The 12,835-nt window shown below is 58.4% G+C and carries 12 protein-coding genes; 3 read left to right on the plus strand and 9 right to left on the minus strand.

The window, feature by feature from the left end; genetic code table 11:
* The first annotated feature begins 107 nt into the window (after positions 1-107).
* On the plus strand, positions 108-3,629 hold the full coding sequence (gene mfd, locus ACP2AU_RS02605; RefSeq protein ID WP_426374215.1) for a transcription-repair coupling factor: 3,522 nt from the start codon (positions 108-110) through the stop codon (positions 3,627-3,629).
* Between the two features lie 61 nt (positions 3,630-3,690).
* Positions 3,691-4,455 carry a CsiV family protein gene (locus ACP2AU_RS02610; protein WP_426374216.1) on the plus strand — a complete coding sequence of 255 codons (765 nt, stop codon included), beginning with the start codon at positions 3,691-3,693 and terminating at the stop codon, positions 4,453-4,455.
* Here ACP2AU_RS02610 and ACP2AU_RS02615 read toward each other — a convergent pair.
* From ACP2AU_RS02615 to ACP2AU_RS02635, 5 genes are read right to left on the minus strand one after another with little or no spacing between them, the layout of a single operon-like run.
* On the minus strand, positions 4,436-5,221 hold the full coding sequence (locus ACP2AU_RS02615) for an S-methyl-5'-thioinosine phosphorylase (RefSeq protein ID WP_426374217.1): 786 nt from the start codon (positions 5,219-5,221) through the stop codon (positions 4,436-4,438). The two genes, ACP2AU_RS02610 and ACP2AU_RS02615, sit on opposite strands and share 20 nt — an antisense overlap.
* Entirely contained in the window at positions 5,218-6,444 is a 1,227-nt protein-coding gene (locus tag ACP2AU_RS02620) for a mechanosensitive ion channel family protein (protein ID WP_426374218.1), read from the minus strand. Before ACP2AU_RS02620 ends, ACP2AU_RS02615 begins: the two co-directional genes overlap by 4 nt.
* Before the next feature lie 24 nt (positions 6,445-6,468).
* Entirely contained in the window at positions 6,469-6,969 is a 501-nt protein-coding gene (locus ACP2AU_RS02625; protein WP_426374219.1) for a L,D-transpeptidase family protein, read from the minus strand.
* 58 nt (positions 6,970-7,027) lie between these two features.
* Entirely contained in the window at positions 7,028-7,705 is a 678-nt protein-coding gene (locus ACP2AU_RS02630) for a TetR/AcrR family transcriptional regulator (RefSeq protein WP_426374220.1), read from the minus strand.
* A gap of 60 nt (positions 7,706-7,765) precedes the next feature.
* Positions 7,766-8,659 carry a hypothetical protein gene (locus tag ACP2AU_RS02635; protein WP_426374221.1) on the minus strand — a complete coding sequence of 298 codons (894 nt, stop codon included), beginning with the start codon at positions 8,657-8,659 and terminating at the stop codon, positions 7,766-7,768.
* Between the two features lie 177 nt (positions 8,660-8,836).
* Between ACP2AU_RS02635 and ACP2AU_RS02640 the strand changes: the two genes are divergently transcribed.
* On the plus strand, positions 8,837-9,454 hold the full coding sequence (locus tag ACP2AU_RS02640) for a riboflavin synthase subunit alpha (RefSeq protein WP_426374222.1): 618 nt from the start codon (positions 8,837-8,839) through the stop codon (positions 9,452-9,454).
* Position 9,455: 1 nt separating this feature from the next.
* Here the strand turns inward: ACP2AU_RS02640 and ACP2AU_RS02645 are convergent, their stop codons facing one another.
* The 4 genes from ACP2AU_RS02645 to can form a co-directional block, all read right to left on the minus strand.
* Positions 9,456-10,595, minus strand: coding sequence for a class I SAM-dependent methyltransferase (locus ACP2AU_RS02645; RefSeq protein WP_426374223.1), 1,140 nt, complete (start codon positions 10,593-10,595; stop codon positions 9,456-9,458).
* 61 nt (positions 10,596-10,656) lie between these two features.
* Positions 10,657-11,712, minus strand: a complete 1,056-nt coding sequence (locus tag ACP2AU_RS02650) for a methyltransferase (protein WP_426374224.1) — start codon at positions 11,710-11,712, stop codon at positions 10,657-10,659.
* 131 nt (positions 11,713-11,843) lie between these two features.
* Entirely contained in the window at positions 11,844-12,017 is a 174-nt protein-coding gene (locus ACP2AU_RS02655; protein ID WP_426374225.1) for a hypothetical protein, read from the minus strand.
* Between the two features lie 124 nt (positions 12,018-12,141).
* Positions 12,142-12,819 carry a carbonate dehydratase gene (can, locus tag ACP2AU_RS02660; RefSeq protein WP_426374226.1) on the minus strand — a complete coding sequence of 226 codons (678 nt, stop codon included), beginning with the start codon at positions 12,817-12,819 and terminating at the stop codon, positions 12,142-12,144.
* Positions 12,820-12,835 lie beyond the last annotated feature (16 nt).

Below are 12,835 nucleotides of genomic sequence, written 5' to 3' on the forward strand. Positions count from 1 at the left end.
TACGGCAAATAGCCGTTTGTCTGCCCCGGCCATGACAGTACCAGCACCGGGCGATAGAATAGCCGCGCCCGGGTTATCGATACACCATTCAGGAGAACGCTCGCCCCATGACCAAAGGCCAGGCCCACGCCACGCTCATTGCCCCCGCCGCCCCTGAAAAATCGGCTGACCACCGGAAATGGGGCCAGCTGAACGGCTGCGCAGACGCGCTGACCATTTGCGAAAGCGCCCGGGAGCACAAAGGCCTGACCCTGGTGATCACCCAAAGCACCAGCGAGGCGATTCAGCTGGAGCAATCCATCCGCTTCTTTCTGGGATTACCCACAGACGAAGACGGCGCCACGATCACCGAAGACGGTATTGAACTGCTTTCCCTGCCAGATTGGGAAACCCTGCCCTACGACCTGTTTTCGCCGCATCAGGACATCACCTCCCGGAGAATCCGCTCCCTGCACCGGCTGCCCTCTACCCGCCAGGGCATTCTGGTGGTGCCGGCCAGAACCCTGATGCACCGACTGGCCCCTCCAAGCTATCTGCAGGGCAATACCCTGCTACTGGAGGTTGGCCAGACCCTCGACATCGACAGTTGGCGAATGCAACTGGAAGCAGCGGGGTACCACCATACCGAGAATGTCTACGAGCACGGAGAGTACGCGGTCCGTGGTGCCATTCTCGATATTTATCCGATGGGGTCGAACCTGCCCTACCGGATTGACCTGTTCGATGACGAAATCGAGACCCTGCGGACATTTGACCCTGAAACCCAGCGATCTATAGACCGCACCGAGCGCATCGAACTTTTGCCAGCCAACGAATTTCCCTGGCACAAAGAAGCCCGCTCCGGATTTCGCAATCGCTGGTTCGAGTATTTCCCCAACGCCGACAAAGACGCTCCGGTCTATCAGGATGTCACCCACGGCATCACTCCGCCGGGCATCGAATACTACCTGCCATTGTTCTTTGATAAGACGGCCACCCTGTTCGACTACCTGCCGGATACCACGCTGGTCTTTACCGCCGGCGGGCTGAATGATGCGGTTAACGCCTTCGATGCCGAAACCCGGGCCCGCCACGAAGATCGCCGTCACGACCGCCTGCGCCCCATTCTTCCGCCCAACGAACTGTTTCTTCAACCGAATGAAGTGTTCGCGCAGCTGAAGCACTACCCCCGTATCACCTGCAGCGTCCAGGCCGAAGAGGGCGCCGGCTCCACCAACTGTGACACGCAATCACTCCCGGATGTCGCCATGGACGGGCGCGCCGCTGACCCGGCCGCGCGCCTCAAGCGCTTTGTCCGGGAATTCCACGGCCGCATTCTGATTTGCGCGGAATCGTCCGGTCGCCGTGAGGCACTCATCGACAGCCTGGAGGACCACAAGCTCAAGCCCGTGACCGTCCAGGGATGGTCTGAATTCATTCAGGCCGAAACCGCTACACTGGCGATAACCATCGCGCCCCTGGAACAGGGCATGGTGTTGCCCAGCCAGAACCTGGCGCTGATTTCCGAAACCGCTCTGTTCGGGGAACGGGTGCTGCAACGCCGGCGCCGTCAGAAACCGACTGAAACCGACGACGCGGGCTATCGGGACCTGTCTGAGCTGAGACTCGGAGCCCCGGTTGTGCATATCGACCACGGTGTCGGGCGCTACAAGGGCCTGGAGACCCTGACCGCCGGCGGCCAGTCCGACGAGTTCCTGACCCTGGAATACGCCGGCGGCTCCAAGCTGTATGTGCCGGTGTCCAGTCTGCACCTGATTTCCAGATACGCCGGCGCTGATGAGGAACACGCCCCGCTGCACAAGCTGGGCACGGAACGCTGGAGCAACGCGAAACAAAAAGCACTGGAAAAAATCCGCGACACCGCCGCGGAACTCCTCGATGTCTACGCCCGCCGCGAAGCACGAAAAGGTTTCCAGTTTGAGGATCCGAAAGAGGCCTACCGGGCCTTTGCCGCTGGCTTTCCTTTTGAAGAAACGCCGGACCAGCAAGTGGCCATTCAGGCAGTGTTTGAGGACATGACCGGCGAACGCCCCATGGACCGGCTGGTCTGTGGCGATGTCGGTTTTGGCAAAACCGAAGTGGCCATGCGCGCTGCCTTTCTTGCCTCCTGGTCCGGAAAACAGGTGGCCGTACTTGTGCCCACAACCCTGCTGGCACAGCAGCACTACGAATCCTTCCGGGATCGTTTCTCGGACACACCGGTCACCGTTGAACTGCTTAGCCGGTTCCGCAGCGGCAGCCAGACCAGCAAGGCCATTACCGCGATTGAAGAAGGCAAGGCCGATATTGTTATCGGCACTCACAAGCTTCTGCAGGGCGACATACAGTTCAAAAACCTCGGCCTGGTGATTATTGACGAGGAGCACCGGTTCGGCGTTCAGCAGAAGGAAAAACTGAAATCCCTTCGGGCGGAAGTCGATATGCTGACGCTCACCGCCACGCCCATTCCGCGAACGCTGAACATGGCCATGGGGCACCTCCGGGATCTTTCCATCATTGCCACTCCGCCGGCTCGCCGTCTGTCAGTGAAAACCTTTGTCCGCCAGCGGGACGACGCCATGGTGAAAGAAGCCATTCTGCGTGAGATTCTGCGGGGCGGGCAGGTTTACTTCCTGCACAATGACGTGGCAACCATCGAAAAAACCGCCGAAGACCTTCGCAGATTGATACCTGAAGCACGAGTGGGCGTCGCCCATGGCCAGATGCGTGAACGTCAGCTGGAACAGATCATGTCGGACTTCTACCACAAGCGCTTCAACGTGCTTGTGTGTACGACCATTGTGGAAACCGGCATCGATATTCCCAGCGCCAACACCATTGTCATTCAACGCGCGGATAAATTCGGCCTTGCCCAGCTGCACCAATTGCGTGGTCGCGTGGGCCGGTCCCATCACCAGGCTTACGCTTACTTGCTGACACCTCCGCCGAAAGCCATATCTGCCGATGCCAAAAAACGGCTGGATGCCATTACTGAATCCCAGGATCTCGGGGCGGGTTTCATGCTCGCGACCCACGATCTGGAAATCCGTGGCGCCGGCGAACTTCTGGGCGAAGAGCAGAGTGGCCAGATTGAAAGCATTGGCTTTACCCTCTATATGCAACTTCTTGACGAGGCCGTAAAAGCCATTCGCGAAGGCCGCACACCCAATGCCGATCTGCCCCTGAGCCACGGCACTGAAATGAATCTGCGCATTCCCGCACTGATACCAGACGATTACCTGCCGGATGTTCATAACCGCCTGATGCTCTACAAGCGTATTGCCAGCGTTAAGGACCAGGAGGCATTAAAAGAACTTCAGGTGGAGATGATTGATCGCTTCGGATTATTACCGGAATCGACAAAAAATCTTATGCACCAGACACAGCTGCGCCTGCAAGCCGAAGCGCTGGGTATCGTGAAAGTGGATGCGGGCAAGGAATGGGTGAGGTTCGAGTTTGGTGAAACCACGCCGGTCGACCCACTCGAGCTGGTTAAAAAAGTGCAAGCCGCACCGGACCAGCATCGGCTGGAAGGCGCCAACAGCTTCCGCTTCCGGCTGAATGATGACTCAACCGATGGTAAACTCGACGCCATCGCAGCGATGCTCGACGAACTGGCGCCCGGCAAGGCCCGGGCAAAGGCATCGTAACCCATAGGACTCTGGTGGAGTAACGCCCTTGCAAGCTCAACTTTTATGCTCACGGAAGCGATTGGCCAGTGCAACCCTGGCCCTCTCCGTGGCGCTCGCTTCCCCCGGCCTGTGGGCTCAAAGCGTTCCGGAAACCGTTCCGGACGACTACTATCGCGCCGAGATCGTGATCCTGCAGCGGCTGGTAGACCCCGCTGGCATCGAGGAGCAGATGTCCGGCAAGATCGTGGACACTGCGGAAGAACCCGGTAAAACACTCTGGGTGGAGCCTGAGACAGGCGAACGTATCACCGAGCTGAACCTGGTTCCGCGCGAAGAATTGCATCTGGGGCAAGCCGCTAACCGCCTTGAGCGCAGCGGCAACTACCGGGTGCTCGCCACCGCCGGTTGGTACGAGGCTTTTCCACCGGATTATCAGGGCGCGCCGCTGCAAGTGGCCACTGGCAACTGGCTAACAGAACCCGGGCAGCGAGCAGTGGAAGGACAGATCACCATCGACCGCAAGCGCTACCTGCACGTCAACGTGCACCTCAACCACTGGGCCGCCGGTACCGCCAGTAAAGAGGCCTCTCCCCTCCCCGAGGACCCGGCAGAGCCAGAGTCGACTCCGGAGGCAGCAGTAGATCAGAACAGGAACAATATTCCGAATGGCACGATCAACGATACCGGTGCCAACGCACTCCCGCCCGCATACGAGCAGAGCGTGGCGCCGCCCGAGCTAATTACCTGGATTCGGGAAACCCGGCGCATGCGCAGTGAGGAAATCCACTTCATCGACTCCCCCACTATTGGCGTTCTGGTGTTCTTCAAGAAGATCGAGGAGTAAGCACCAACTGCCCCAGGCCTGACATGGAGCGTTCGAGAATCTGCCGAACGCCCGCCATCCCCTGGCGAATGGCCTCTTCAATATCGGCCATGGTGATGATCTGCTCGCTTTTTCCGGCGGCCCAGTTGACCACCAGCCCCAGGCTGACATAACGCAGGCCCAGTTCCGCGGCCAGCGCCGCTTCCGGCATACCGGTCATGCCCACAAGATCACACCCGTCGCGCTCCATTCTGCGAATTTCGGCGGCCGTTTCCAGCCGCGGCCCCTGGGTCGCACCGTAGACTCCGAAATCCGAATGCGCCAGATTCAGAGACCTGGCGGTATCGATTAACAACTTGCGGGCCTCCCGGTCGTAAGGCCAGGTAAAGTCGATATGCGTCACCTCTTCCAGATCATTCTCAAAAAAAGTGCCTGGCCGGCCCCAGGTGTAATCAATCAGCTGGTCAGGAATGACGATGTGCGCCGGCCCCATATCGGGATGGATACCGCCCACGGCATTAACTCCAATCAGCACTCGCGCTCCGGCATCGTATAGCGCCTGGATATTGGCCCGGTAATTAACCTGATGCGGGGGAATCCGGTGCGGATTGCCATGGCGCGCCAGGAAAATGACCGGCTGATTACCCAGCTGCCCCCTGATCAGCGCAGACGATGGCGCCCCCCATCGCGTCTCGACCGCCTCTTCAGCCATAATGTCAAGATTGCTCAGGCTGGTCAGCCCGGTACCGCCGATGATACCAACGGCCGCGGTTTTATGACTCGTCATGAGTTCCCGTCTCCTGCCCCTGAATCGACTTCCCCATCATGGCTTCCCTCACTTGCCTGGCGAGGTCCCCCGGAAGCTCGGGACGATTCGGAGGAGCCGGGCTTACCTTGCTCATGCCCCTCTATGCTGACGCCATCCGGAAGATGCAATGTCCGCGTCGGGAATGCCACCTGAGCCCCATAACCCTCGATGATCTCACTGATTTTCAGCAATACATCTTCCTTCACCTCGTGGAACCGTACCCACTGGGTGGTTTTGGTGAAGGTATACACCATGATGTCCAGGGATGACGCATTAAAGGCCAGAAAGTTCACGATCAGCGTCTGGTCAGACTCGATCTCCTCATGCCCCTTCAGCATCTCACGAATGTCATCCACGATTTTCTTCATAGCATGGACATCGGCGTAACGAATCCCGATGGTTTCATAAATTCGCCGGTTGCTCATGCGGGACGGGTTTTCCACGGCGATGGTCGTGAACGCAGCGTTGGGCACGTAGAGCGGGCGCTTGTCGAAGGTCCGGATGGTTGTCAGCCGCCATCCTATGTGTTCCACCGTGCCCTCTATGTTGCGGTCGGGTGAGCGCACCCAGTCTCCGACCTTGAACGGCCGGTCGAGATGGATAATAAAGCCACCGAAAAAATTGGCCAGCAGGTCTTTCGCGGCAAAGCCAACCGCGATACCGCCAACCCCGCCAAACGCCAGCACACCGGAAATGCTGAAGCCCAGCGTCTGCAAGGCCGTCAGCACAGCGGTAATAATCACCACCGCACGAGACAGCTTGCTGATGGCACTCATCGTGGTGTAGTCCATGGGTTTGGACATCTTGATCGGCGAGGTGAGAACGCTCTCAACCTGCTTGATCAGCCGTATAAAAAACCAGACCACCACCCAGACAAAACCAATCTGCAGCAACACGCCGTTCGCCTTGAACACCTCGGCATCGGAAAAGTGGTGTGCCACCTCCGCAGCCCAGTACACGCCCTGCAGCCAAACAAAAGCTACAACGGGCCTCCGAACCGCATGGAGAATCACATCATCCCAAAGGTTCCGGGTGCTGGAAAACTTGTTCTCCAGGGCAGCAATCACGTGGCTGGCAATGTAGGCGATCGTGGCGGTTGCCAACACCAGCAGGAACACCAGAACCCCGGCCCGCCAGCCATCGGACAGCAACCCGAACTGTTCAATCCAGCCATTCAGTACACTCAAGACTTGGCCTATCATCCTTTCCCTCTGAATCGTTGCGGCTTAACCAATGCGGACCCGGGTACCCGCCGGAACCTGCTCAAAAAGCTCAATCATATCGGCGTTTCTCATGCGAATGCAGCCGTGAGAACGTGCCACACCCATGGGCTCTGTGTCTGGCGTACCGTGGATGTAAATAAATCGACGGAAGGTATCCACCCCCGGCCCACGATTATGCCCCCACTCGCACCCGCAAAGCCAAAGGATACGGGTGAGAATCCAATCCCGCCCCGGATAGGCATCGGCCAGTTCCTGGCTGTAGATCTCCCCGGTCGGACGACGCCCCCGGTACACGGTGTTGATTGGCTGACCTGCCCCGATGCGCGCACGCACGTAGTGCTCACCGGTCGGCGTGCAACCACTGCCATCCCGTTCACCAGGCCCATTCAGGCCAGTCGACACCGGATAAACAGCAATAGCACCACGCGAATCATCGAGAAGGGTCAGGCACTGGCGGGCGATATCAATGCACAGGGTAACCCCGAGGGGTGTGGTATCGGACATTGACGGCGTTTTCCCTCCGGTCATAAACCAGAGGGAAGACTACCCGAGGGGAGGGAGATCAGGCAACCGAAACCCCGGAAACGGTAGGCGGCACCAGCATTTTATCCGGCGCTTGCATACCCGCCGCCAGAAACGGAACCAGGCGCGCAGCAATTTCCTGAACAGACGTCTCAACGCCCAGCTTGTTTTCCAGAATATCGATCAGCGCATCACTGCTGGACATGGTGAAGGCCGTGGCTCCCAGCATGAACTGGATACGCCAGTACCGATCCACCGACGACAGCTCCGGGGTCGCTTCTTTCAGCAGACGCATGAAACGCCCGAAAGGTTCGCTGTACTCCTGCTCAAGAAACTTGCGCAAGTGGCCCTGGGATTGGGTATAGGCAAGCCCCAGCAGGCGCATGAAAATGGATATTCCTTTTTCATTCCGCTGAGGCATACGCACGGCGCTCTCGGTCAACGCCCAGAGCGTCTGATTCAGGGTCGGTGGCTGGCCATCACAACGCGCCTCAAGGTCATCGAAAGCGGTTTCCAGGGTAGCGGAGAATGGCGTCAGGAAACGGCCGAAAACGGCGTGGATAAGGGCGTTCTTTGAGCCAAAGTGATAATTGACAGCGGCGAGATTTACCTTAGCCTTACTGGTAATCATGCGAAGGGATGTTTCCGAGAACCCGCGCTCGGCAAACAGCTCTTCGGCAGCGTCAAGAATGCGGTCAACGGTATCGGACTGCGCCATTTTGTTGTCAGAGCCTCTAGCAAACGTCTGTTTGAAACATACGTTTGAAGGCGCATTATGTCAAGCCTGGTGTTCCGGAACGGCAGCCACCGAGCGCCACCCCCGGTCAATCGCTTCCTGGTTACCCTCAAAGAACGCCGCCTGAACTTTGCCATAGGCCTTTTCAGCCTCCAGCAGGTAGATCAGGTACAGCCGCACGTGGTCTCGCCGGGTAAGGTATCGGGGCAACACTTTCCGCTCGGACAACCGCAACAACTCAGTAAAGCGGGTATGACGTAACGCCGGATTGAACTCCGCCATGCGTGCGCATTGCCAGATCAGACCCTCATCGCCTTCCAGGTGCGCCACGTGTTTTCGGGCGTCCCGAAGCATTCGCTGCCGACGGATCATCAAATCCAGGTGCGACGGACTCGAGGTATAAATACGGCGAATGAACGGCACGCCCAGAAGCAGAATGATTACGAACGCACCAAAACCGCCTCCGGCTATCCAGGCCGGCACGAACCCCGTCAATCCGCTCAAAAAAAAGGAGGCCGCCACCAGAGCACTGAAAACCCAAAGGTCACGACTGCGCCGGGCGGCCGCCACTTGATAGTTATCAGGCCAGTCCGGCATCGCCAGCAGGTTGAAGTCCATCAGCAACACCCGATCACACTGCCGCAACAACAGTCGTAATTTGCGCTGCCGCGACTCTGCCTGCACCTGTCCACTCTCGGAAATTTCCTGCCCGGTGGCCGTACTTTCCTCGCCGGACGCCTCGTTATTGCCCTGCGGTTCGGGCGATTCGCCGGATTGCGCCGAGTCGTCTTCTTGCTGCAGAGCGGCCGTGCGCTGAGCGGCATTAATAGCAGAATCCGGTGAGGCCGGCACGGGGTCAGCGGCACGGCCAGGCCGCAGTACCGCTCCGGAGGCACCTCGCTGCTCCGAGTTCTCTGCTACTGGATTTTCCGCCATGGATGTCTCTTTTAATCGGCCTGTTAATGGTGGTATCGGCCTTTACCGGGCTTTCTTGAATATACTTGCCCCCGGCAAGGCTTACGGTACTCTCTGCGGTTACTGCGGGCCGTTTCTTGGCAAGCCTGCCGGGCACCGGTATGCTTGCGCCCATCAGCGATTTTCAGGAGAGCACGTATGTTTACCGGTATCGTTCAGGGTATGGCACAGGTTCAGGACGTCATTTCGGCTCCCGGCCTGAGCACTTTCGTGATCGAGTTTCCGCAAGAGCAGGTCAAGGGCGTCACCATCGGTGCCTCGGTCGCTATCAACGGAACCTGCCTGACCGTTACCCGGCAGGAAGGCAGCAACCTGTATTTCGACGCGATGCAGGAAACCCTTCGCCTGACCACCCTTGGTGATCTGAAGCCCGGAGACAGCATCAACTTCGAACGCGCTGCCCGCATCGGCGACGAAATTGGCGGCCACCTCCTCAGCGGCCATGTCCACACAACCGCCACCATTGTCGAGATCGTGCGCCCGGAAAATAACGTTACCCTGTGGTTCGAATTGCCGGAAGCCTGGATGAAGTACGTTTTTCCCAAAGGCTACATCGCCATCAACGGCGCCAGCCTGACAATCGGTGAAGTAGAGGGCAATCGCTTTAATGTGCATCTGATTCCGGAGACATTGAGGGCCACCACCTTTGGCCAGGTTAGCCGCGAACAAAAGGTCAATATCGAAATCGATAGCCAGACCCAGACGATCGTCGACACCCTGGCCCGTCTCGGCTACGACCGCCCGGCGGGGCTCTGAGTCACTGAGTGCTGTTCCAGGCCTCAAATACCACGAATTTGGGGCTTGCCGCTCTCTGCTCAACCCGATTGAAATACTGCCTTAAGGAGCGGTGGTATCCCAGATGGCGGTTTCCGACCACCAACACACGCCCTCCAGGCGCCAGATGTTTGGCGGCACCCGAAAATAATCGCAGAGCGATATGGTCGCCAACCACACCGCGTTCATGGAACGGAGGGTTCAGAAGAATCAAATCGAAGTCGGGCATATCCTCAGCAAGACCATCCCGATGCCACAGAAACGCATTTTTCCTGCCCAAACTCTGCTCAAGATTGTGCTCAACACTGGCAATAGCCTGGCTGGACACATCACTGAAATGAACGTCTACCGATTGCCCGCTGGCCAGAGCCGTCAAGCCGAGCACACCGTTGCCGCAGGCCAGATCCAGAACCCGGCCCGATGACGTAATCTGGCCAACGGCCCCCGGTACCCACGGCAGCAATTCCCGGGTACCAATATCGAGCTTATCCCGGGCAAAAACGGCGGGCAACGCCTCAATAGGGCCCGGCAATGCGTCCAGCCGATAACCTCGCCATTGCTCCGGCCACGACTCCAACCGGGCAGCACCCCGGCGGCAGACGACGACTCTTGCCTTTTTTCGGGCCGGCAAAACCTGCTCGGTGACCACCGCATCCGCAAACACATCGGTGCTGCGATCCGGCAAATGTTTGATCATTCCGCCGGCAAGCAGAACTCCATCCTCCGCCAGCACACTGTTTAGCCAGCGCAATAGCCAGGCCAGGTAACCAGCCTGCCGGGGTATACGCAACAACACCAGATCAAACGGACCCGAGGGCGGAGAGCGCCAGTCAGCCACGAAATAATCTTCGCTCTTGCCCGGGTTCAGTGCCGCATTCACCACCAGCGCGCCTGCAAGTGCCGCACTGTCGGCAACCGAATGGATACCCTGCCCGGCCAGACCGAGTGTCAGCGCACCGAATTGATCGTCCACCACCAGAACCCGCTGGCCAGTTGCCCGGTAGGGCTCAACCGACGCCAGCAGCAGCTCGTCGGCAGCGTCCCAGGCGCGCAATCCAGCGGCACCCCCCGGCCTTGCAAGACAAAGCTCACCCGTCGGAGCCTGAAATCTGGCTGTTGTCATGTCAGGAATCCGCTATCTGTGTCTGAAAATATCGGCGCTTTCAGGCTTTTTTGCCCGCCCCTCAGCCGAGCGTTTTGCGAACGGCTCGATAAACCGTAAAGCGCCGGTTTTGCGCCAGTTTTTCAACCGGGCCGACATAACGCCGGATCAACGCCTCGTAAGGCAAAAAACTGTTGGCAACCAACCTCAACTCGCCCCCCGGGGCAAGATGCCTCGCTACCTGGGAAAGAAATTGCTCGGTCATGGATGTGTCGGTCTTCACCCCGGAATGAAACGGCGGGTTACTGACGACTGCCGGCCAGCTTTCCTTGATGGCAGCCAAACCGTCGGCCGCAAAAATATCACCGCTCACCCCCGCGTTGAGATAGGTTTGCCGTGCAGAAAAAACCGCCTGAGCCTGAACTTCAATTCCATCTACCCGTATCGGCGAGCCTCCGGACACACGACGAAATCCGTGCAGCCAGGCACCGATGACACCGGCCCCGCAGGCAAAATCCAACACACGATCCGCCGTCAGCGGAGACTCCGCCAGAGTTTCCAGCAACAGGCGGGTGCCGTCATCCAGGCGCCCGACACTAAACACTCCCGGCAAACCGGCAACCGAAAGCTCGACCCCGGCACAGTCCACTCTGGACCAGTCCAGCCAGTCGGCCAGCCGAAACCGGGACAACGCATCAACGTTCCGACCAGACCAAACCTGGCAGTGCCGGGCGCTATCCACTTTGACGACATCGCCAGCGACAGCAGAAAACTGTTTTATTGCACCGGCAATGCCTTCCTTTTTCTCGCCGATGACCAGCAGCACAGCACCCGGTGCGGCAAGATATCGTGCCAGCGCCAGCCGCAGTTCGAATTCGGCCCGCGCCTTGGGTAAAAACACCACCACGGTGTCATAGCTCCCGCCCTGCGACGGCTCTGGTTCGTAGCCGTAACATCCTTCCCAAACCGTATCACCAGCAAGGCTCTGCCACAGGCCGGCGTGCTCAGTCATGGCCAAACCCGGAACAGGGCATTCTGGCAACAGACCGGCATCGCTGACGCCCAGCAAAGCCGGACGGCCTTCCACCAGGTTCAGGTTACGGAGCAAGACTTCGTGGGTGTTGGGTAATGCGGACATGGGAAACGGGCCATTGTCAGAATAATGAACCGCGTATGCTAACCGGAAAAAAGCCCCGAGTCTGCCCTGTTGCATCTATCGGGGCTCTTCTGATGGCGGCCGCCGGGGCACGCCCGAAAAAGCGCGCAGGCTTACTTGTAGCGCGCCACCGTACCCACCCTGAGGGCATCTTCCGGAGACATCCCCCAATCCTCGGGATTGCGGGCTTCATTGCGCTTGGCGTCCGTTCTCGCGCTGTCCATGGCAGAACTTTCATTTCTGCGATTGCCCAGTGCCTGCAGAGCTTTCTGCATCAGTTCTTTCATGGTTCACCTCCCTTTCTGCTTACAAGCGCTATTGTAACAGACGCAGAGGGTCACTTGTGTGATGACACTATGGGTCATAAAGTGACGAACATCACTTTTTTGACGTTTTTTTACATTCTGAGGATCATGTTTTTTGACGCCCGGACCGAACCGGCCGCTCAATAAGCTCATCGAGGCTGGATTGACGAATACTTTCCCTGTCCGCCTCACTGGTGATGGACAACCCCATGTCCCGCAGTAAACCGTCTGCCACGTCGTAGACAAAGCCATGGACGGTCAGAGGCTGGCCGCGGCGCCAGGCTTCCTGCACGATATTGTTCTGACAAACGTGCCCCACCTGCTCAACCACGTTCAGCTCACACAGGCGATCAACCCGGTCCTGCACATTCGGGATGGCATCCAACACATTCTGGTGGCGGTCGCGGACGTCCTGAACGTGCCGCAACCAGTTGGAGATCAGGCCAAAACCTTCATTCAACAAGGCAGCGCGAACGCCACCACAGCCGTAATGGCCAACCACCAGCACATGCTTGACCTTCAATACCTCGATAGCGAACTGCAGCACCGAAAGGCAATTAAAATCCGTGTGTACAACCACGTTTGCCACGTTTCTATGCACAAACAGCTCACCGGGCAGCAGGTCCACAATCTGGTTGGCAGGGACCCGACTATCGGCACAACCAATCCACAGATACTCCGGTGCCTGCTGGTTCGACAAGCGGTCGAAAAACTTGGGGTCTACCGACTTTATGCCGTTGGCCCAGGCCCGGTTCTTGTCGAGTAGTTGCTTCAGTGGTGCCATGGTCGAGCTGCTCCTG

The sequence above is a fragment of the Marinobacter sp. VGCF2001 genome (genome assembly GCF_049943275.1).
Classification (GTDB): domain Bacteria; phylum Pseudomonadota; class Gammaproteobacteria; order Pseudomonadales; family Oleiphilaceae; genus Marinobacter.

Coding starts and splice junctions, on each gene's coding strand:
- mfd (WP_426374215.1), top strand. CDS start 108: ATGACCAAAGGCCAGGCCCACGCCACGCTCATTGCCCCCGCCGCCCCT.
- ACP2AU_RS02615 (WP_426374217.1), bottom strand. CDS start 5,221: ATGACGAGTCATAAAACCGCGGCCGTTGGTATCATCGGCGGTACCGGG.
- ACP2AU_RS02620 (WP_426374218.1), bottom strand. CDS start 6,444: ATGATAGGCCAAGTCTTGAGTGTACTGAATGGCTGGATTGAACAGTTC.
- ACP2AU_RS02625 (WP_426374219.1), bottom strand. CDS start 6,969: ATGTCCGATACCACACCCCTCGGGGTTACCCTGTGCATTGATATCGCC.
- ACP2AU_RS02630 (WP_426374220.1), bottom strand. CDS start 7,705: ATGGCGCAGTCCGATACCGTTGACCGCATTCTTGACGCTGCCGAAGAG.
- ACP2AU_RS02635 (WP_426374221.1), bottom strand. CDS start 8,659: ATGGCGGAAAATCCAGTAGCAGAGAACTCGGAGCAGCGAGGTGCCTCC.
- ACP2AU_RS02640 (WP_426374222.1), top strand. CDS start 8,837: ATGTTTACCGGTATCGTTCAGGGTATGGCACAGGTTCAGGACGTCATT.
- ACP2AU_RS02645 (WP_426374223.1), bottom strand. CDS start 10,595: ATGACAACAGCCAGATTTCAGGCTCCGACGGGTGAGCTTTGTCTTGCA.
- ACP2AU_RS02650 (WP_426374224.1), bottom strand. CDS start 11,712: ATGTCCGCATTACCCAACACCCACGAAGTCTTGCTCCGTAACCTGAAC.
- ACP2AU_RS02655 (WP_426374225.1), bottom strand. CDS start 12,017: ATGAAAGAACTGATGCAGAAAGCTCTGCAGGCACTGGGCAATCGCAGA.
- can (WP_426374226.1), bottom strand. CDS start 12,819: ATGGCACCACTGAAGCAACTACTCGACAAGAACCGGGCCTGGGCCAAC.